This window comes from Pseudomonas sp. LLC-1, from assembly GCF_002992185.1.
Classification (GTDB): Bacteria; Pseudomonadota; Gammaproteobacteria; order Pseudomonadales; family Pseudomonadaceae; genus Aquipseudomonas; species Aquipseudomonas monteilii.
This window is the reverse complement of record NZ_LUVY01000023.1, coordinates 1-18,743: the sequence shown is the minus strand read 5'-3', so window position 1 is coordinate 18,743 and position 18,743 is coordinate 1. Positions and strand designations below refer to the sequence as shown.

General features: G+C 62.7%; 19 protein-coding genes. 8 read left to right on the top strand and 11 right to left on the bottom strand.

All coding sequences use genetic code 11. The features are described 5' to 3' along the window. Nucleotides 1-19 precede the first annotated feature (19 nt). Nucleotides 20-1,330, top strand: a complete 1,311-nt coding sequence (locus A0O30_RS25180; RefSeq protein WP_256589807.1) for a PLP-dependent aminotransferase family protein — start codon at nt 20-22, stop codon at nt 1,328-1,330. Between the two features lie 226 nt (nt 1,331-1,556). Further along, a complete protein-coding gene (locus tag A0O30_RS25175; RefSeq protein WP_105948477.1) occupies nt 1,557-1,907 on the top strand; it encodes a hypothetical protein in 351 nt (116 codons plus the stop codon). 38 nt (nt 1,908-1,945) lie between these two features. On the opposite strand, the gene A0O30_RS25170 is transcribed toward A0O30_RS25175, so the two are convergent. The 4 genes from A0O30_RS25170 to A0O30_RS25155 all read right to left on the bottom strand — a co-directional run bounded on the left by A0O30_RS25170 (nt 1,946) and on the right by A0O30_RS25155 (nt 6,126). Continuing rightward, nucleotides 1,946-2,092: a DUF2986 domain-containing protein gene (locus A0O30_RS25170; protein ID WP_016714615.1), complete on the bottom strand. Its 147-nt coding sequence runs from the start codon at nt 2,090-2,092 to the stop codon at nt 1,946-1,948. Nucleotides 2,093-2,178: 86 nt separating this feature from the next. Continuing rightward, entirely contained in the window at nt 2,179-4,587 is a 2,409-nt protein-coding gene (locus tag A0O30_RS25165; protein WP_105948476.1) for a TonB-dependent receptor, read from the bottom strand. A 103-nt stretch (nt 4,588-4,690) separates the two neighbouring features. After that, nucleotides 4,691-5,614: a FecR domain-containing protein gene (locus A0O30_RS25160; protein ID WP_105948475.1), complete on the bottom strand. Its 924-nt coding sequence runs from the start codon at nt 5,612-5,614 to the stop codon at nt 4,691-4,693. Further along, nucleotides 5,611-6,126: a sigma-70 family RNA polymerase sigma factor gene (locus A0O30_RS25155; protein WP_105948474.1), complete on the bottom strand. Its 516-nt coding sequence runs from the start codon at nt 6,124-6,126 to the stop codon at nt 5,611-5,613. The genes A0O30_RS25160 and A0O30_RS25155 overlap by 4 nt, the downstream gene beginning before the upstream one ends. 192 nt (nt 6,127-6,318) lie before the next feature. Here A0O30_RS25155 and A0O30_RS25150 point away from each other — a divergent pair, with 192 nt between their 5' ends. From A0O30_RS25150 to A0O30_RS25140, 3 genes are all read left to right on the top strand, one after another. Further along, nucleotides 6,319-8,073, top strand: a complete 1,755-nt coding sequence (locus A0O30_RS25150) for a phosphoethanolamine transferase CptA (protein WP_105948473.1) — start codon at nt 6,319-6,321, stop codon at nt 8,071-8,073. A gap of 141 nt (nt 8,074-8,214) precedes the next feature. Continuing rightward, a complete protein-coding gene (locus A0O30_RS25145; protein WP_105948472.1) occupies nt 8,215-8,883 on the top strand; it encodes a TetR/AcrR family transcriptional regulator in 669 nt (222 codons plus the stop codon). Between the two features lie 10 nt (nt 8,884-8,893). After that, a complete protein-coding gene (locus A0O30_RS25140; RefSeq protein ID WP_105948471.1) occupies nt 8,894-10,408 on the top strand; it encodes an MDR family MFS transporter in 1,515 nt (504 codons plus the stop codon). Between the two features lie 33 nt (nt 10,409-10,441). On the opposite strand, the gene A0O30_RS25135 is transcribed toward A0O30_RS25140, so the two are convergent. The 5 genes from A0O30_RS25135 to A0O30_RS25115 all read right to left on the bottom strand — a co-directional run bounded on the left by A0O30_RS25135 (nt 10,442) and on the right by A0O30_RS25115 (nt 15,336). Continuing rightward, complete coding sequence (locus A0O30_RS25135) at nt 10,442-10,978, bottom strand: membrane integrity-associated transporter subunit PqiC (protein ID WP_105948470.1); 537 nt, start codon at nt 10,976-10,978, stop codon at nt 10,442-10,444. A gap of 11 nt (nt 10,979-10,989) precedes the next feature. Beyond that, on the bottom strand, nt 10,990-12,630 hold the full coding sequence (locus tag A0O30_RS25130) for an intermembrane transport protein PqiB (protein ID WP_105948469.1): 1,641 nt from the start codon (nt 12,628-12,630) through the stop codon (nt 10,990-10,992). Next, complete coding sequence (locus A0O30_RS25125) at nt 12,630-13,259, bottom strand: paraquat-inducible protein A (protein ID WP_016714620.1); 630 nt, start codon at nt 13,257-13,259, stop codon at nt 12,630-12,632. The genes A0O30_RS25130 and A0O30_RS25125 overlap by 1 nt, the downstream gene beginning before the upstream one ends. Next, nucleotides 13,256-13,852 carry a paraquat-inducible protein A gene (locus A0O30_RS25120; RefSeq protein WP_105948468.1) on the bottom strand — a complete coding sequence of 199 codons (597 nt, stop codon included), beginning with the start codon at nt 13,850-13,852 and terminating at the stop codon, nt 13,256-13,258. Before A0O30_RS25120 ends, A0O30_RS25125 begins: the two co-directional genes overlap by 4 nt. A gap of 134 nt (nt 13,853-13,986) precedes the next feature. After that, entirely contained in the window at nt 13,987-15,336 is a 1,350-nt protein-coding gene (locus tag A0O30_RS25115) for a hypothetical protein (RefSeq protein WP_105948467.1), read from the bottom strand. A gap of 426 nt (nt 15,337-15,762) precedes the next feature. On the opposite strand from A0O30_RS25115, the gene A0O30_RS25110 reads away from it, so the two are divergent. Beyond that, nucleotides 15,763-16,236 (top strand): YMGG-like glycine zipper-containing protein, encoded by a 474-nt coding sequence (locus A0O30_RS25110; protein ID WP_105948466.1) that lies wholly within the window; start codon nt 15,763-15,765, stop codon nt 16,234-16,236. 49 nt (nt 16,237-16,285) lie between these two features. On the opposite strand, the gene A0O30_RS25105 is transcribed toward A0O30_RS25110, so the two are convergent. Continuing rightward, entirely contained in the window at nt 16,286-17,191 is a 906-nt protein-coding gene (locus tag A0O30_RS25105; RefSeq protein ID WP_013972086.1) for a LysR family transcriptional regulator, read from the bottom strand. 152 nt (nt 17,192-17,343) lie between these two features. Further along, nucleotides 17,344-17,529, bottom strand: a complete 186-nt coding sequence (locus tag A0O30_RS27920; protein WP_105948465.1) for a hypothetical protein — start codon at nt 17,527-17,529, stop codon at nt 17,344-17,346. Between the two features lie 146 nt (nt 17,530-17,675). Between A0O30_RS27920 and A0O30_RS25095 the strand changes: the two genes are divergently transcribed. Together A0O30_RS25095 and A0O30_RS25090 are read left to right on the top strand one after the other, a co-directional pair. Then, the gene (locus A0O30_RS25095; RefSeq protein WP_016714625.1) at nt 17,676-18,062 is read left to right on the top strand and encodes a VOC family protein; all 387 of its coding nucleotides are present in this window, start codon (nt 17,676-17,678) and stop codon (nt 18,060-18,062) included. A gap of 34 nt (nt 18,063-18,096) precedes the next feature. After that, nucleotides 18,097-18,666: a hypothetical protein gene (locus A0O30_RS25090; RefSeq protein WP_105948464.1), complete on the top strand. Its 570-nt coding sequence runs from the start codon at nt 18,097-18,099 to the stop codon at nt 18,664-18,666. Nucleotides 18,667-18,743 lie beyond the last annotated feature (77 nt).

Here is an 18,743-nt window from a genome sequence, read left to right as displayed (position 1 = left end):
ATACATACAGATTGCCGACATGATCGCAGAATCCATACAGTCTGGAGTTTTGCAGGACGGCGAACAAATCCCGCCGCAGCGTGCGCTGGCGGCGCACCTGGGTGTCGACCTGACCACGGTGACCCGTGCCTACGCCGAAGCGCGCGACCGAGGCCTGATTGCCTCCTACAGTGGCCGCGGGTCGTTCATTCTGGGTGCCCGCGAAACACCCACGCCGGCAGGCATTGACCTGACCATGAACATCCCGCCGCAGCCGGCCAATGGCTCCATGGCCCAATGGGTAAGCGCCGGGCTTGAACAGGTACTGCAACGCAACCGCATCGAAGCACTGTCGCCCTACCAGGATGAGCCGACCTCCCGCTCGCTGCTGCAGGCCGCGCAGGGCTGGTTGAAACCGGCACTGGGTGATCTGGACAGCCGCAGCCTGGCCCTGTGCCCGGGTTCGCAAGCGGCCGTATTCGCCATCCTCAGCGCCCATGCCCGCGCGGGTGACGCCGTGCTGTGCGACCCACTGACCTACCCCGGCCTGTTACTGGCCGCCCAACAACTGGGGCTGCGCATTGTCGCGGTGGCCGGTGACGCCGACGGCATGCGCCCCGACCATCTGGAGCAAGCCTGCCAGCAAAGCGGTGCGCGCCTGCTGTACCTCAACCCCACGTTCCAGAACCCCACAGCGCACACCATGCCCGTGGCCCGGCGCCAGGCGATTGCCGAAGTGCTGCTCAAGTGCGGCATCACGCTGATCGAGGACGACCCCTACCGCTATCTGCTTGACGACGCGCCAATGCCCATCACCTGCCTGACCGGGGGTGCCAATACGTATTACCTGGCGTCGCTGTCCAAGTGCCTGTGGCCAAGCCTGCGCACCGCTTTTGTGCTGCCCCCGCGTGGCGATGACGGCCATGCCCTGCTCAACGGCCTGCGCGCCTCGAGCATGGGCTGCTCAGCCCTGCTGCTGGCCTTGGTCGAGCAGTGGATCCGCAGTGGTACCGCCAGGGAGCTGGTACAGGAAATCCAGCGCGAAGCCCGCGCCCGCCAGCACTTGGCACGCACACTGCTGAGCCATGAGTTCCAGGCGCACCCGACCGGGCTGCACCTGTGGTTACCGTTGCCGGCGCACTGGCGCCAGGAACGGTTTACCCAAGCCCTGGATGATGTGGGGGTGAGTGTGGCCGGGGCGGACTCGTTCAGCGTTGCGCCGCAAGGGCCGGAGGCCGTGCGTATCTCGCTGGGCGGGGCGCCGGACCAGGCCGCACTGGGGCAAGCGTTGCGCAAAGTAGAGGGGCTGTTGAAGGAAGACCGCCGCCGTGGGGGGCGGGCTTTTGTGTGATTGGCCAGTCAGATGAGGTTTCTGGCAAGCAGCGCAAGCGGCATCAGGTGTGAGCAAATGTTCTACAAGTTGTTGCCGTAGCGAACTTTTTCTCGATAGCGGGTCTATTTCGCAGGTACAGAAAGGTAGCGGCTCACGAGACAAGGTTCGCCCCCACCTGCTGGCCAGATGGCTCAATTGTTATCAGAGGTTGGCTTCGCTCATGAAAATACATGTCGCAAGGTTGATGCTGCTCGGCCTGTTCTCGTTCGCGGCAATGGGTTCGGCATCGGCAACACAAATGAAAGCACCGGTGGTGGCGACCCCGGCTGTTCAGTCACCGTTGCAGCCTGCCGGCAACCCCTGGTCGAGCGTGACCTCCGTGGCCGTCGAACAGCCGGCCACGCTGTTGGCGCATGATGACGACCGCTGGCATGACCACAGAAGCGACTGGCGCCGTGAGCAATGGCGACGTGAGCAAGCCCGGCGGGACTGGGAGCGGCGGCGGGACTGGGAACGCCGCCGTGACTGGGAGCGCCGCCATGAGCGGGCGATGCACCAGCGTCACTATGACGACCACCGTTACTACCGCCGTTGAGGGCACTGCGGCAGCACTTGCACTGCCTGATCAGTGAGTCAGGTGGGGGTATCCCCCACCGCCTCTGCCTCCATCTTCAAACGGTCAGCCTTGCAAATGTATTTGGGCTTGCGCGGTGCCAGCTTGGCACTGGCCTTTTTGGCATGCGCCTGCAACAGCTGCTTGATCTTCTTACGACGGTTCATAATCCACAGGGCCTGTCAGTACGTTTTAGCGGCCGCCATCATACCCGTGCAACCGCCGTATTGCGCACCCCACGCCACCCCTGGGTTCAGAAACTGTATTTGGTGCTGAACATCACATTACGTGGCTCGCCGTAGAATCCGGTGTAGAACGTTGGGTCCAGCGCGCTGAGGTATTTCTTGTCGAACAGGTTGTTGACGTTCACGGTCGCGGTCAGGTTGTTGCTCAGGTCATAGCGCGCCATCACGTTGAACACTGCGTAATCGTCCTGGGTCGCCTTGACCGTATGGCCAATCTGCCACGGGGCATCGGTCAGGCTCAGGCCGCTTTGCCAGTTCATGCCGCCACCCACCGTCAGGCGATTGAGCTCGCCCGGCAGACGGTAGGTGGTCCAAAGTTTGACCATGTTCGCCGGGGCGATGGTGTTGATGCGCTCATGGTCCGCATCCTTGGTCAGGCTGTGGCTGTAACTGGCAGTGACGTTCCAGCCGGGCGTGATCTCGCCGAAGAGTTCCAGGTCGATACCCCGCGTGGTGGCACCGGACACCGCCTTGTAGGCACGCTCGCGATCGGTTCCCTCGACGAAGCCGCCACTGAGCACACCCAGGTTGTCCTGCTTGATCTGGTAAAGGGCAATGGCTGTGTTGACACGCCCGTCCAGCAGTTCGCTTTTAAGGCCGATTTCATAGTTGTCACCTTCGCGCGGTTCCAGCGTGGCGCCACTGCTATCGCGCAACGACTGTGGCTTGTAGATCTTGGTGTAGCTGGCATACACCGAATGCTGCGCATTCAGGTCGTAAACCACGCCAGCGTAGGGCGTGACAAAACCGGACTCGCGGGTTGCCTGATGGTTGGTCGAACGGGTGTAGGGCGCGTTGTAGATTGCCTTCTTCTTATAGCTGTAATCGCCGACGCGGGCGCCGAAGATCAGTGACAGGTCGTCGGTCGGTTTGAAACGCGCCACCATGTACGCAGCATCCTGGCGGATGGTGGTGTCATCGTTCATCAGCTTACCCACCGAGACCGGGCGGTCAGTGGTGTTGTCCCAGTCGTAGATATTGACCGGCCTCATTTCCAGGTCATCGTCGTCCGGGTTGCTGTAGTCGTGAAACTCCGAGGCGCTCACCCCCACTACGAGCTCATGCTGGCGGCCAAACAGCTGGAATGGCCCTTGGGCCATGGCATCGATACCCAACTGGCGCTGCGAGCCGTAGCCATCACCGCCATACAGGTAGGCCCCATCGCCAGTTTCCTTGTTGGGGAAACCGCCACTGGCCGACGCCAGCGAATAGTCACGGGTGCTGTACATGTTGTTTACCGACACCTTCAGTTTCCAATCGTTAACCAGGCCCTGTTCCAGGGTGGCAAAGGTATTGAGGGTGTTCTGCTGACGATAACTCCAGCGCGAGGCGGCGTTGGTCGAGCGGGAAAAGTCGGTTTGCTCGCCGTCATCGTAGAACAATGGGAAGCTGGCAAACGAAACCCCGCGTGGGTCGTTTTTCTGGTAGTCGAAGCCGACCGTCAGCAGGGTGCTGTCAGTGAGGTCCGCTTCGAGGATGCCGTAGTAGGTCTGTTTTTCCTGCTGGTAATGGTCGATGTAGCTGTTGCCTTGCTGATAGGCCACTACTGCACGTCCACGCAGGCGCGCATCGGGGGTCAATGGGCCGGCTACATCGACTTCTGTCCGATAGGTGTCCCAAGAGCCCGCGCCCGCACTGACCGAACCGTGAAATTCCGCCGTGGGCCGCTTGCGGATCAGGTTGACGCTGCCCGAAGGGTCGCCCGCTCCTGTCATCAGCCCGGTGGCACCCCGGACAATCTCGACCCGGTCATAGATTGAGGTGTCGATCATGCTTTGCGGGCTGGCACTGGTTTGCACGATCAAGGTGGTGGGAATGCCATCGAACTGGTAGCTGTCGATCGAATAGCCACGCGAGTAGATGTTCACCCGCTCGCTGTCGATGTTCTGGACGTTCAGGCCAGGCGTCTGCTTGAGCACGTCACTGAGCGTGTTCAATTGCTGGTCTTCGATGCGCTGGCGTGTCATCACGCTGACAGTCTGCGGGGTCTCGCGCAGCGACAGCGCCAGTTTGGTCGAGCTGTTGCTGGAACCTGTTGTGTAGGAGCCTGTCCCTTCAGTGGTGGTGCCCAGGCCAGCCGCATTGATAGTGGTCGCACCAAGCTCCATGGCCCCACTGTTGTCTGCCTTGGCCAATACGTAGCGCTTCTCCCCTGCCTGCACCACGCGAAGGCCGCTACCTTGCAACAGGCGAGCAAAGCCTTGTGCCAGTTCATAGTCACCTTGCAGGCCGGGCGAATTCAGGCCTGCGGTGTCTTCCGAGCTGAAGGTGATCATTACCCCGCTCGCGGCCGCAAACCGGCTGAGCGATGCAGCCAGACTGCCGGCCGGGATGTCGTAGACAATGGCCCAGGCGGGCGTTACCGCCAGCAACGAGCCGGTGAGGCCCAGGGCTAGAAGAGAGGGGCGTACGAACATGAAGAGAATCCTGTCGAGGTTGGCAATAACTGCGTCTGATGCGCATGTGCAGGTAGAGCCGAAACAGGAAAGAAAAACTGTTACCCCTCCATGCAAAATATTTTCAGGCTGCCTTGCCCTCGACCCGCACCCAATAACGGGTCAGGCGACGCACCCGCACCGGCAGGGAATCTTCAAGGTTGGCCAGCACACCTTCGCTGTCATCCAGCAGGAACGTGCCCGACAGTCGCAACCCGGCAATTTCCGGCGAGCACCCCAGATAACCCGGTCGATATCGGGACAGCTCGGCCAGTACATCCGCCAGCCGCCAGTCGACCACCACCAGCATGCCTTGCGTCCACGCCGAGCCTTGCGCCACGGCCGGCAACAACTGCCCGAGCGTGTCAGCGGTAAAACTTGACGCCTGCCCTGCTTCAATACGCAAGACTTGCCCAGTGGCCTGCCGCGGCTGCACCTCGACCGCATGGGCTTCGACCGTGACCCGCGAAATACCTGCGCCCTGGCGCACCGTAAAGCGCGTGCCCAAGGCCAGCACACGGCCTTCGGCGGTTTGAACACTGAGCGGGCGCGCATCCTTGGCCGTCTCGACCAGTATCTCGCCCTGTCGTAACAGGATCAGACGCTGCAGGCCGTCGAACTGCACATCCACCCGCGAATCGGTACCCAGCACCAGCCGGCTACCATCGACCAGGGTGAAGTGGCCGCGCTGCCCCACACCCGTGCTGTAGTCTGCGCTCCAGGGTGAGACTTGATAGCCCCGCCAACCGGCTACCCCCACCCCCAACAGCAAGGCCAGCATTTTCATTGCTGCACGACGCTGTTGCCGCGCCTGTTCCAAGGTTGCACCCGCAAGGCCTGCCGGGGCCTGGCCCAAGCGCTGTTGCAATTGCTCGATGCGCTGCCAGGCGCGAGCATGCTGCGGGTCCGCCGCCAGCCAGGCACGCCACTCACTGCGTGTGCTATCGCTGGCAGCGCTGTCATGCAACTTCACATACCAGTCCACCGCCTGAGCCAGGACGCGCTTCATGCTTCATCCAGCAGCAGGCAGTGCATCAGGCCCCTGGCCAGGTGCTTTCGAACCGTGCTGACCGAAACCCCGCAGCGTTCGGCGGCTTTTTCGTAACTGAGCCCGTCGAGTTGCACCGCGAGGAAGATCTGCCGGGTACGCGCGCCCAGGCCATCAAGCAGGCGGTCGATGGCCAGCAGGCTGTCGAGGATCAGTGCACGGGTTTCCGCAGAAGGCGCATGCTGTTCCGGACGCGACATGAGCGCATCGAGGTAAGCCTGCTCCAGGCTTCGGCGCCGATACAGGTCAATGACCAAGCCGCGGGCAATGGTCGCCAGGTACCGGCGGGGCTCCTGCAAAGTGCTGGATGACCGGGCCAGGAGCAAACGGACAAACGTATCCTGAGCAAGGTCCGCCGCATCGGCGGAGTTATTCAGCCGATGGCGCAACCAGCCACGGAGCCAGCTGTTGTGGTCACGATAAAGTGCGTGCAGATGCTCATGGGGTGCTGCGTCGGAGGCCATTATGGACATTCCCTCTCCCTGCCGGCGGGCGATGCAAATAAGAATTTATCTCGATTGTATTGGCAAGCCTGCGCCTTGGGAAGCCAGCATTGACGCCATGTTCATCGCCTTGTTGACGCTATTTTCACAGTCAACCGATTAGCGTCACACCCTTTCTGGCCGCAGCAAACCTGCTGGCTACCAAGGTACGACGAGGCATACGTGTCACACACTACATCCCCCGCCGCGCACAAGCGCGTGGACTGGGCCGGCCTGGGCTGGCTTTTGCTGTTCTTCTGGTACTTTTCCGGCGTAACCCAGGCGTTGCTGCTGTTCAGCGGAAAGACCGGGTTTGCCGGTTTTCGTGATGCGTTCTTCCTCAGTAGCCTGTGGCTGGCCCCGGTGCTGCTGGTGCCGCGCTTCACCCGCGCCACTGCAGCGGTCATCGGCCTGGTGCTGTGGGGGGCATCGCTGGTGGGTTTGAGCTACTTCGGCATCTATCGCCAGGAGTTCTCGCAAAGCGTCATCTTCGTGATGTTCGAGTCCAACACCGCCGAAGCCGGTGAGTACTTCAGCCAGTACTTCAGCATCTGGCTGGGCCTGGCATTGCTGCTGTACACGCTGGTGGCGGTGCTGCTGTGGAAACGCGTACGCCCGGTCAGCCTGCCCCTGCGCAGCCGTCTGCCGGTGGTCGCCTTGTTGCTGGTGGCCAACCTTGTGTACCCGTTCTACAAGCAGATGGTCACCCAGGAGCGCAATTTCGCCGATGCCGCCGAGAAGGTGCAGCAGCGCATGGAACCCGCCGTGCCCTGGCAGTTGCTGGTCGGCTACCGGCAGTACCGCCAGCAACTGGACAACATGCAGGAGCTGCTGGCCCAGAACGCCGCATTGCCGCCGCTGCAAAACCTGCGTGACAGCAGCGGAACGGCGCCCCGCACCCTGGTGCTGGTACTGGGCGAGTCCACCACCCGCGAGCACATGCACCTGTACGGCTATAACCGCGACACCACGCCCAACCTCGACGCGCTGGCCGCCAGCGACAAAGGCCTGACGGTGTTCCGCGATGTGGTATCGCCACGCCCGTACACCATCGAAGTGATGCAGCAGATCCTCACCTTCGGCGATGAGCAGAACCCGGACCGCTTCCTCACCGACCCGTCGCTGATCAACCTGATGAAACAGGCAGGCTACAAGACCTTCTGGATCACCAACCAGCAGACCATGACCAAGCGCAACACCATGCTCACCACCTTCTCGCAGCAGACGGACGCGCCGGTGTACCTGAACAACCAGCGCAACCAGAATGCCAGCCAGTACGATGACGTGGTGCTGGCGCCGTTCGAGAAGGCCCTGCAGGACCCTGCACCGAACAAGTTCATCATCGTGCACCTGCTGGGCACGCACATGGACTACCGCTACCGCTACCCGGACGACTACACGCACTTCACCGACAACCAGGGCGTGCCGGGCAAACTGACGCCGGACCAGGTCAAAACCTACAACTTCTACGACAATGCGGTGCGTTACAACGACTACGTGGTCTCGAGCCTGATCAAGCGCTACTCGGCCGGTAACCCCAATGGCTTCCTGGTGTACCTGTCCGACCATGGTGAAGACGTGTACAGCTCCGGCGACCACGACCGCCTCGGGCGCAACGAGGGCGCGCCGACCCGGCCGATGTACACCATTCCGTTCCTGCTGTGGACCTCGCCCAGCTGGCAGGCCGAGCACCCTCGTGACTTGCAGGCGATGGCTAACCGCCCGTACAGCAGCTCGCACCTGATTCATACCCTGTCCGACCTGGCCGGGCTGAGCTATGACCGCTTCGAGCCGGCCAAGAGCCTGGTAAGCCCGCAGTTCGTGGCAACACAGCGCTGGATCGGCGACCCCTACCGCAAGGATGGCTTGCGCGAATTCGACCACCTACCGCTGGACAAGCCTGAGCGGGCACAGGAAACAGCCAGCACCCGGCAGTAAGCCGGCACCTGCAGGAGCAGCCTTGTGCTGCTCCTGCATGGTTTGCGAGATACCGTCCGCCTCATAAATTAAATTTAAATTGATTTTAAACTAAGCCTGCATCACGCTCTGCCCATACCCTTGGCCCGCAGAGCAGCCCCCATGTCCGCAGCCCCCCGAGAACCCCGCAAGGACGGCGCCGTCACCCGTACGCGCATCCTCGAAGCCGCTGGCGAACTGTTCGCCGCGCTCGGCTACGCCGAAACCAGCAACAAGGCTGTCGCCGCCAAGGCGGAGGTAGACCTGGCCTCGATCAATTACCACTTCGGTAGCCGCAACGGCCTGTACCTGGCCGTCCTCGACGAAGCACGCCAGCGCTTCCTCGACCTCAGCGACCTGCAACGCATCACCCAAGGCAGCCAACCGGCAGCCGAAAAGCTGCGCGTGCTCGTAGAACTGGTAGTGCTCAAGGCCACTTCGGCCCGGGACAACTGGCACCTGCGGGTGCTGGCTGCAGAAATCCTCGCGCCCAGCCCCCATGGCCAGGCACATCTGCAGGCCGCCGCACCCTTGCGGCTGTCCCTGCTCAAGGGGCTGTTCAGCGAGATCAGCGGCATTCCTGTCGACGAACCGGCCCTGACCCGCTGCATCCTCTGCGTCACTGCCCCTTGGGCGATGTTGCTGATCGGCCCACGCGGTGGCGCCGGCGCGCTGCACGAAATCCTGCAAATGCGCGTCGAGGCAGTTGCCGACCAGTTGTACCGCTTCGCCCTGGCAGGCCTGCTAGACGCCGGCCAACAACATGCCCAGGCCCACGCCACATACCGTTGAGGTCAGCCTCATGCAACCGATATCCACGGACACCTCCCCCGCCGCAACGGATGCGCAAACCTCTATCCCACTGCTGCTGGCAGCCCTGATGCTGGTGATGTTCCTGGCTGCCCTCGACCAGACCATCGTCTCGACCGCGCTGCCGACCATCGTCAGCGACCTTGGCGGGCTGCGCTGGTTGTCCTGGGTGGTCACCGCTTACCTGCTGGCCTCCACGGTGGTGGTGCCGCTGTATGGCAAGTTCGGCGACCAGTTCGGCCGCAAGCGTGTGCTGCAGGTCGCCATCGTCCTGTTCCTGCTGGGCTCGGCACTGTGTGGCGCGGCGCAGACCATGGCCCAGCTCATCACCTTTCGTACCCTGCAAGGGTTGGGCGGTGGCGGCCTGATGGTCGTGGCAATGGCCGCCATCGGCGATGTGATTCCACCCGCCGAACGGGGCCGCTACCAGGGCCTGTTCGGCGGCGTGTTCGGGCTGGCCACCGTGGTCGGGCCGTTGATTGGCGGTTTTCTGGTGGAGCACTTGTCCTGGCACTGGATCTTCTACATCAACCTGCCGCTGGGCCTGCTGGCGCTGCTGGTGATCGGCAGCGTATTCCGCCCGCATGTGGCCCTGGTCCGGCATACGGTGGACTACATTGGCGCGTTCTTCCTCACCGTCGCCCTGGGCTCGGTAGTGCTCATCACCAGCCTGGGCGGCAGCCTGCTGGCGTGGCAGTCGCTGGACATGCTGTGCCTGTCGCTGTTTGCCCTGATCGGCCTGGCGGGTTTCGTCCTGGAACAGCGCCGCGCCGCCGAGCCGATCATGCCACTGCACCTGTTCCGCCACCGTACCTTCGTGCTCGCCGGGCTGATCGGTTTCATCGTTGGTGTGTCGCTGTTCGGCGCGGTCACCTTCCTGCCGCTGTACATGCAGGTTGTGAAGAACGCCACGCCTACCAGTGCCGGGCTGCAGATGTTGCCCCTGATGGGGGGCTTGTTGGTGGTGTCGGCCATTACCGGTCGGCTGATCAGCCGATGGGGGCGTTACCGGGTGTTTCCGATCGTCGGCACCCTGCTGCAAGTGCTGGCCCTGGGCCTGCTCAGCCAGCTTGAACTGGACACCCCTGTGCTGCAGTTGAACCTGTACATGGGCCTGCTGGGTGCCGGGCTTGGCATGGTCATGCAGGTGCTGATCCTGGCCGTGCAGAACAGTGTCGAGCCACGCCACATGGGCGTTGCCACTTCCGGGGCAACCTTGTTCCGCTCCATTGGCGGCGCCATCGGCGTGTCGGTGTTTGGTGCATTGTTCTCGCACACCCTGTTGGGTGGCCTTGCCAGCGATTTCGCCGCAAGCGGCGGTGGCCCGGCGAGCCTTTCACCGGCGGCTGTACACGCGCTGCCCGCTGCCCTGCAGCACAGCTACCTGCAAGCGTTTTCCGGTGCGATGCACGGTGTATTCCTGCTGGCCGGGCTGATCACCAGCGTGGCCTTCGCACTGTCCTGGCTGCTGCGCGAAGTACCGCTGCGCCGCGCCACACAAGCCTGAAGGCAGGATGCCAGCGCGCCGCCCGCGTGGGACTTATACCGGTGCAGCGCAACTGCCGTTCCGGGCACTCCCCCGCACCGCCTCGGCCAGTTTGCGCAGGTTGGCCTGGTGCGCATTCACCAGGCTGGTGATGCTGTTGTCCGCGGCCGTCTGCACCGACGTGCGGCAGGTCAGTTCAGCCTGCCCTGCCTGCTTCAGGCGCCACACGGCCTCCAGCGAGGCATAGCGCCCCGGCACCGTATCGAAGCGCTGCACATCCACCCGCAGTGCCGCCTTGCTGCCAGCCGCCGGCCCGCCCAACTGGTCCTGCAAGGCGCTGCGAAATTCATCCACCAGGTTGGCGCCCCACCATTCCGTTTCCAGAATGGCCAGGCCGCTCTGGCCCTGCCGCACTACCAGTTGCGGGCGGTCCACCTGCGGCGGCACCACCACCCGGGTCACCTGGATGTGCTGCCCGCTGTCGCGCACCGGCTCGCTCGCCACCAGCGTGTGGTAGTTGTTGGGCGTACTGCTGCAGCCCCCGAGCCACACCAGCAGGCTGGCCACACACGCATTGCGCAGTCGTTGCATCGGCTGTCTCCTCAGGGTTCAAGCGCTTCGGCGCCGGCCGCCTTTGGCCGCCCGCGAATCAGCGACTCGGGGTGCCGGCCCAGGTAATCGGCGAGGTCACGCAGCGAACGCGACATGCGCTCCAGTTCATCCAGTGTTTCGCCCATCCGCTCGCGCTGTGGCGAATCTTCGGAAATGGCCGAGTTGGCCGTGCGCAGGGTCTTGTGCACTTCATCGAGCGCCACCTTCACGTCCGGCAGCGTCTGGCCATTGAACTGTTTGAGGCTGGCGCGCAATTCTCGAAGGCTGCCGTCCAGGTTGCCGGCGATGCTTTCCAGCGGCAGCTTGGCAATGCGCTCGACCACCCGCTGCAACTGCTCCTGCAACTGCTCCAGGCTACCCGGCAGCGTGGGGATGGTGATGGGATTGGCGGCCATGTCGAAGGCCACCTTGGGGGCATCCGGGTAGAAATCCAGGGAAATGAACATCTGCCCGGTGATCAGGTTACCGCTGCGCGCCTGGGCCCGCAGGCCATGTTCGACGAAGGTGCCGATCAACCGCCTGGCCCCATCCATATCGCCCTCGGTGTGCTTGAACACCGACAGCATCTTGCGGTGCACCGGCCCCAGCCGTTGCGGATAGATCACCGCATCGACCACCACCGGAAAGGTTTGGCGGGCGGCATCGTAATCAAGCTGGACCGAAGTAACCCGGCCAAACTCCACCCCCTTGAACTCCACCGGCGCGCCCACCGAAAGGCCGCGCATGGCCTGGTCGAAGCGCAAACGCAAATACTGCGCCTGGCCATTAGGGGGTGCCAACGCGGTGTCGCGGTCGGCAAACAGCTGGAAGCGGGCCTGGTCGGCAGCAGCCTCGGCCTGGGGGGAAAAATCAGGCGAGCCGAAAGCCAGCCCACCCACCAGGATCGATGACAGCGATTCGGTATCCACCTTCAGGCCATTGGCACCCACCTGCATGTCGATGCCGCTGGCGTTCCAGAAGCGGCTATCCGTGGTGACGAAGCTGTCATAGGGTGCCTGCACGAACACGCCAATCTCTACCCCCTTGCCATCGTCCTGCAGGGCAAACGACACCACCTCACCCACCGGAATCTTGCGGTAGTAGATCGATGAGCCGACGTCCAGCGAGCCAAGGTCGCTGGCAGTCAGGGTAAACCGCTTGCCCTTTTCGTCGAACGTGATCGGTGGCGGCAGTTCAAGGCCGACAAAGGCCTTTTCCGGCACGTTCGACTCGCCGGAGTCAGCCCCGATGAAACTGCCCGAAAGCAGCGTGTCCACCCCGGACACCCCACCCACGCCGATGCGCGGGCGCACCACCCAGAAGCGCGCGCCCTGTGTGGCGAACGAACGGGCATCGTCCGACAACTGCACCTTGGCCACCACGCTCTTCCTGTCGTCGGCCAGTTCCACCGTGGTCACTTCACCAATCACCACGCTGCGGTACTTCACCTGGGTCTTGTGCGCCACCAGCCCTTCCCCGGTGTGGAAGGAAATGGCAATGACCGGCCCTTGCTGCATCCAGTTGCGCACCACCAGCGAAGCACCGATCAGGATGGCCAGTATCGGCACGATCCACACCAGCGATACGCTCCAGCGTCGGGTGCGCACTTCAACCTGCCCCGCCCCCTCACGTTCGTCAGTCTGTTGCCCCATCAGTGCGGCCTCCCCTCGTTGGCATGGCTATCCCAGATCAGGCGTGGATCGAAGCTCATCGCAGAAAACATGGTCAGTACCACCACCATGCCGAAAAACAGGATGCCCACCCGTGGCTCGATGGTGCCCAGCCCGCGCAACTGCACCAGTGCCGCCACCAGCGCCACCACCATGACATCGAGCATCGACCAGTAGCCGATCAGCTCGACGAAGCGGTACAGCTGCGAACGTTGCCGGCAGGCCCAGGTAGAACCACGCTGGGCGGTATACAGCAGCAGGCCGAGGGAAAAGAACTTGATGGCAGGCACACCCACGCTGGCAATGAAGATGATCAGTGCGATGTCCCAGGCCCCCGCCTCCCAGAACTCCAGCACCCCACCGCCAATGGTGCTTTCACTGCCACTGCCGAGCATTTCGGTGTGCATGACAGGCAGCAGGTTCGCCGGGATGTAAAACACCAGCGCGGCCAGCAGAAACGCCCAGCCGCGGCTGATGGCATTGGCCTTGCGCCGATGGATGGCAGCACCACAGCGGTTGCACGTATGCGCGCCGCTGCTCAGGTCACACGCCTGGCCGCAGCCATGGCACAGACACAGGCCGAGGTCGTCAGCGCTGGCCGGGGCAGTCATACCTGCTCCCACAAATCGCGGATGTCCTTGCCGGCGATATGAATGATCAGCATGCTCAGCGCGGCCAGGGCCAGCAAACCGATGCCCGGGATCACATCGAGCAACCCGGCCAGCTTGATCACCGCCACCATCGCCCCCAGCAGGCACACCTCCAGCATGCTCCAGGGCCGCAGGCTCTCCAGCCCGCGCATGCACAGGGCAAAGCCGGGGGCACGCTGACCGGCCAGGGCAAAGCTCAGCACCCAGCACAACACGGCAATCTGCAGCACCGGCGCAAAGATGATCGACAGCGCCATGACCAGTGCGATGAAGGTAATACTGCCGTGGCTGAGGATCTGCACCGAGTCCCACAACGTCGCCGAATGGGTAAGCCCCTGCATGCCGATGGTCATCACCGGGTAGGCATTGGCGAACACCAGCAGGATGCCACCGGTCACACTCAGTGCCAGCCGCTGCTGAAGGGTCAAGGACGTATGCCGGTACAGCACGCCGCCACAGCGCTGGCAAAGGGCGCGCTGATGCTTGTGCAGCGTCGCACGGTGATACACCGTGTCGCAGTACTCGCAAATGATCAGACCTTGGGGCTGGGTCATGTTGGCTCCCACGGGTAGGCCTGCAGGGCACAGCTACGTCACCAAGCCTAGACGGGAAAACCGCAATGCGTTCGGTGCATGCGCACCTTGTCGTGAAACCTCCGGGCAAGTGCTACCCGGAGGTTTGCACAGGGTTACTCCAGCAACTGTTCCAGGCTCGGGTCACGTATCACACGCTGCACCGGCTGCTGCTGCGCGGCGCTACCCGGGGTGGCCATCTTCAACTTCATGCTGGCAACTTTGGCGCAGGCATTCCTGCCGTCCGCATAGATACCACTCATGTCGCACTTCCACTGGTAGAAGTTAACCATGCCACCGGACATCTGCAGGCTGTAGTCGGTACTTTGCGTACCCGGGGTGAAGGCATGCCCTGCCGGTATGTTCTGGAACCACTTCATCCACTCGGCTGACCCCGGAGATGGCGGGTTGGCCTGGAACAGCGGGTTCATGATCGCCACTTGCGGCGCCTCGGCGGTGGCATGGCAGCTCAGGCAGGAGCTGTTGGGGTTGTCCACCGGCCCGTTGAGGCGGCCGTTCCAACCCAGGTGTGTGGGCGGCAGCTCTCGGGTATTGGCATTGATGGCCGTCTGTTGCAGCGCCTTGTTGATCCGGGTCTGGGTGGGCTGAGGGTTGGTGTGGTCATTACCGGTGACCTGCGGGTCGTTGCCCCACATGACACCCACCGGTACCAGGTTGTCCCAGCTGGCTTTGCCGCTCATGGCCCCGTTGTACTGGAACGTACCGAAAATCCACCCGGTTTCGGCAATGCGCGTATCGCGCACGGCAACGTCCATCTGGATCAGCGCCACGTCCTTGAGCTTGCGGTTGGCCGAGGTGAACGTGTCCGTGATGTAGCCCTGCCACAGCACCGGGTTGGCCAGGAACGGCACCGTGCTGCGGTCGATGTCGGCGAACAGCGCCTTGCACACCACCGTACCGTTGGCAAAGCTGTTGGGTTGGGCGGTATGGCTGGGGTCTGGGTTGTTCGGGTCTTTCCAGACTTGCCCAAGGGTGTAGGCGCCAATGTCGTTGTAGATACCCACGGCATAGGTCTGGCCGGTCGCCGTCTGCGTGCTGGCCAGTTGCTTGACCTGGATCTGCGCCTCCTTGGTCAGCCCGTGTATGCCCTCACGCCCCAGCGGCCCGTAATGCTGCCAGGGCATGTGGTACCACTGCCGAATCCTGTTGTGCTGCACATACCAGTCAGCCTCGACGTTACCTTCCAGGCAATAGCGCTTCGCCGCCTCCATGTACGGGCGCCATGTCTCGAAGTTGTTGTCGCGCTTGTCAGGCAGCTTTCCGAAGAACGCCGGCACGCCATTGGGTGGTGACGTCGGGTAGCTTTGGCTGAGGGTAAATGTCGGCCCTTTGTAGCTGTCGGGTGGTGCATAGCCATAGTCCGGATAGGTACCGGCCTGGGCGGCGAGGCTGAACAGCGTGGCCGTCATGGCCAGTGTGGCAAGTGTTCCTTGGGGCTGGTTCATCGATGATCTCCTTGATCGGCTGCACACCTGGTATCGGCCGGGCATGTATCCACGGCGGATACAGGGACTCCTTTATTGTTTTCAGCGCGCGTTCGCCTGAACGCGGCCAGCGGTCACGCTGGGGTGACTGACGAGTGGTGCACCTCCTTGCCGGCTTTTGCCGAGCAAACACTTACATCCCCGGCCTGATGGCCGGAGCTGATCGAAAGCGTGTGTAAACGGAGTGTGCGCAGGGGGGGATGCGGACATTGCCGCGTGTCGACTCCTGTCGAGCGCTTGCCGTTCTTCCTTGCTAACAGGTGTAGGCGATTCGCCAGAAACTGCCAGCCGTTTGGCTTGCGGTACGATTTACGGTCGAATGGCACGCTACCAATGTGCAGCCCGACTATCCTGTGAAACGGGCTTCCCGCCCCGTGGAGGTGTGCCATGCGTACGTTCACATGGAGCTGCCTGCTGGTGCTGCTGAGTGCGGCACCGGCTGCCCAGGCGCAGTCGGTAGTGCCGCTCAAAGGCCAGAGCAGCCAGCAGATGCAACTGGATATCAACGATTGCAATACCGTCGCCACCAATGCTGCGAACAGCACCGCGACGTCCGGCGAAACACATGTCGGTGGCCGGGTACGCGGCGCGGCTGCCGGTGCCGCCGCCGGTGCAGTGGGCGCGCAAGTGCGCGGCAACCAGCATGAAGCGTTGTATGACCGGGCCAGTGACGATGCCAAGCAGCAATACCGGCAAAACCGCGCTGGCGAAGTGGCTGCCGCCGGTGCCGCAGTCGGTGGCATGCGTCAGCGTCAGGATCGGCGCCAGGACAGGCGCGGCCAGGACGAAGCAAAAACCCAGGCCCATGCCAGTGCCTACAGCGGCTGCCTGCAAGGCCGCGGCTATCAGGTCAATCCTTGACCACACTGGCACGCCATGCCGTTGAATCAGACGGCATGGCGTGCCAGCCTCAGAACTTCGCCAGCTCTTCCCTACAGAACTCCACGAACAACTGTGCAGGCTTGGTCAGCTGCACCCGCTTCAACCACGCCGCCGCCAGCCCCGACAGCGCCACCGGCTCGGCAATGTCCAGCATGGCCAGGCGCTGGCCGTCGTAGGTGTATTCCGAATGCGGCCGTGTCACCAACAGCGAAAAGCCAAAGCCCTGCCCGACCATGCCACGCACCATCTCGATAGACGGCGAGCTGAAAACGATGTTCGGCGTCAGCCCCATCTCGTTGAACAGGCTGACGAAGTAGGTGCGGCTGGGCGCTACGTCCAGCAGAATCATCGGCTCCGGGCACAGGTCGCGCAGCGAGACCTGGGCCTGGCCGGCAAAACGGTGGTTTTCCGGCAGCAGCACATAGGGCTTTTGCGGCGGCATCAGCGGCTCGGCTTCGATGGTGCCGTCCAGGTCGTGATCGTAGAGAAATGCCAGGTCGAAGGTGCCGGCCGTCAGGCCCTGGATCAGGTCCTGCTGCTCGCCGTCGCGCAGCCGGATATCCACGCCCGGGTAACGCTGACGAAAGCCGGCAATCAGCCGCGGCAGGTACAACGGTGCCACGGTTTCGAAGCAGCCGATGTCGATCTGCCCAGCCACGGTATCGTTGTCGGCCAGGGCGTTCTGCTCGAACTCATGGGCCATCTGCAGCAGCGACTTGGTCTTGGCGTAGAAGCGCTTGCCACTGGGCGTCAGTGACACACCCTGGGCGTGGTGACGGATGAACAGCTGCACGCCGAAACTTTCTTCCAGGCTTTTGATGGCCGTGGAGATGGACGGCTGGGCGATGTACAGCTGGCGCGAAGCCTCGGCAACGCTGCCGGCCTCCACGGTGGTGACGAAGTACTTGAGTTGTCGCAAGGTATAAGCAGCCACGGGTACCTCTTTGGCGCCGGTCTGGGCGCACTGGGAACATGCGAGACACTTTAACCTTGCCCGCTCATGGATGGGGGACCGGGTGACGAAGGATTTACCTATGGCTTGAGCAGTTTTTTTGTAGGGGGGGCCACTTGAAGCCCCCTCGCAGATCATTCGAAGTCGACATTCGCCATCGCACATTCATCCCCGACGTGTTTGTACCCTGATGCACATGGCATCCCCACAAGAGGGGCCACGCTACGCTTGCGCCTGGAGGGTTTATCCTGAGCGTCCACAGGCTCCTGCGTCTGTTGCTCATCGTTACCTGGCAGTTCGGCCTTCAGCTCGTCTTGCATGTACGTTACTCCTGGGTTGAGTGAGCTTGCCCGGTCGACTCTATCGCCCACCTGCACGGTACTCCATCTGGAAACCCGGCCACTGGCCAATAATCGCTGAGCGTCTTTACTGATACCCAACGGCCCCAGACATACGGTGTGCGCCTATGAAGATCGTGGTCACCAGCATTCTCGTCGACGACCAGGCCAAGGCCCTGGCTTTCTACCACTACGTACTCGGTTTCGAGCCCAAGCATGATATCCCCATGGGCCGGCACCGCTGGCTGACCCTCACTTCGCCCAACGACCCCAACGGTGTCGAGCTGCTGCTGGAACCCGACGCGCACCCGGCGTCCAAGGTGTACAAGGCCGCGCTGAAGCAAGACGGCATTCCTGCGACTTCGTTCGGCGTGCGCGATATCCAGGCCGAATACACCCGGCTGTGCGCGGCGGGCGTGCAATTTACTCAGCCCCCCACCGCCATGGGCCCCGTCACGGTGGCGGTGTTCGATGACACCTGTGGCAACCTGATCCAGATTGCCCAGAAGCACTGACAATTCCCTTCACGCGCAACAACAAGGAAAACAGATGCGCCACGAATTCAGCGAAGTGCTCAACGACCTGGTCGATTACTTTCTGCTTGGCGATATCCAGCTGCTCGAACGCTTCAAACAGGAACATGAGCTGCCCGACGACCTTGCCTATGCATTCACCCATGACGACAGTGGCGACCAGGCCGTACGCGAAGGCATCGTGCTGCCGCTGGCCGGGGTCGACAACCTGCCTTATCGCATCCTCTTCACCCTGGATGGCTACACCCCGGCCCTGCGCGAACCCGGCAGCCGCCTGAAGCACCGGCGCAATGGCTACGTACTGCGGGTGGAGCACGGTGCGCTGATGCTGTACACCTGGCGCATCCTGCAGCATTTCACGCCCAAGACCTTGGGCGACCTGATGGCTCGCTACCAGGTACCGGGGCGGCCGATCATCGAGCTGGACAATGGCTGGTATGACGTGGAGGTGCTGGCGGGGGCACTGGTGCGGGACGGGCTGTACGAGCCAGCGTTTGAATTCGTGTTGAAGAAACGCTGGAGCCGGGGTGAGGCTGCTGATGTGGATACTGGATATGCCTTTGGCTTGCGTGGCTATTTCGATTGATTGATAGCCTGTGCGGGCCTCTTCGCGGGCAAGCCCGCTCCCACAGGTACAGCACAGGACTTGAGAGCTGTGCTGTA

Excerpts from the sequence above, each read along its gene's own strand:
- A0O30_RS25180 (WP_256589807.1), top strand. The coding sequence starts at position 20 with ATGATCGCAGAATCCATACAGTCTGGAGTTTTGCAGGACGGCGAACAA.
- A0O30_RS25175 (WP_105948477.1), top strand. The coding sequence starts at position 1,557 with ATGCTGCTCGGCCTGTTCTCGTTCGCGGCAATGGGTTCGGCATCGGCA.
- A0O30_RS25170 (WP_016714615.1), bottom strand. The coding sequence starts at position 2,092 with ATGAACCGTCGTAAGAAGATCAAGCAGCTGTTGCAGGCGCATGCCAAA.
- A0O30_RS25165 (WP_105948476.1), bottom strand. The coding sequence starts at position 4,587 with ATGTTCGTACGCCCCTCTCTTCTAGCCCTGGGCCTCACCGGCTCGTTG.
- A0O30_RS25160 (WP_105948475.1), bottom strand. The coding sequence starts at position 5,614 with ATGAAGCGCGTCCTGGCTCAGGCGGTGGACTGGTATGTGAAGTTGCAT.
- A0O30_RS25155 (WP_105948474.1), bottom strand. The coding sequence starts at position 6,126 with ATGTCCATAATGGCCTCCGACGCAGCACCCCATGAGCATCTGCACGCA.
- A0O30_RS25145 (WP_105948472.1), top strand. The coding sequence starts at position 8,215 with ATGTCCGCAGCCCCCCGAGAACCCCGCAAGGACGGCGCCGTCACCCGT.
- A0O30_RS25140 (WP_105948471.1), top strand. The coding sequence starts at position 8,894 with ATGCAACCGATATCCACGGACACCTCCCCCGCCGCAACGGATGCGCAA.
- A0O30_RS25135 (WP_105948470.1), bottom strand. The coding sequence starts at position 10,978 with ATGCAACGACTGCGCAATGCGTGTGTGGCCAGCCTGCTGGTGTGGCTC.
- A0O30_RS25130 (WP_105948469.1), bottom strand. The coding sequence starts at position 12,630 with ATGGGGCAACAGACTGACGAACGTGAGGGGGCGGGGCAGGTTGAAGTG.
- A0O30_RS25125 (WP_016714620.1), bottom strand. The coding sequence starts at position 13,259 with ATGACTGCCCCGGCCAGCGCTGACGACCTCGGCCTGTGTCTGTGCCAT.
- A0O30_RS25120 (WP_105948468.1), bottom strand. The coding sequence starts at position 13,852 with ATGACCCAGCCCCAAGGTCTGATCATTTGCGAGTACTGCGACACGGTG.
- A0O30_RS25115 (WP_105948467.1), bottom strand. The coding sequence starts at position 15,336 with ATGAACCAGCCCCAAGGAACACTTGCCACACTGGCCATGACGGCCACG.
- A0O30_RS25110 (WP_105948466.1), top strand. The coding sequence starts at position 15,763 with ATGCGTACGTTCACATGGAGCTGCCTGCTGGTGCTGCTGAGTGCGGCA.
- A0O30_RS27920 (WP_105948465.1), bottom strand. The coding sequence starts at position 17,529 with ATGCAAGACGAGCTGAAGGCCGAACTGCCAGGTAACGATGAGCAACAG.
- A0O30_RS25095 (WP_016714625.1), top strand. The coding sequence starts at position 17,676 with ATGAAGATCGTGGTCACCAGCATTCTCGTCGACGACCAGGCCAAGGCC.
- A0O30_RS25090 (WP_105948464.1), top strand. The coding sequence starts at position 18,097 with ATGCGCCACGAATTCAGCGAAGTGCTCAACGACCTGGTCGATTACTTT.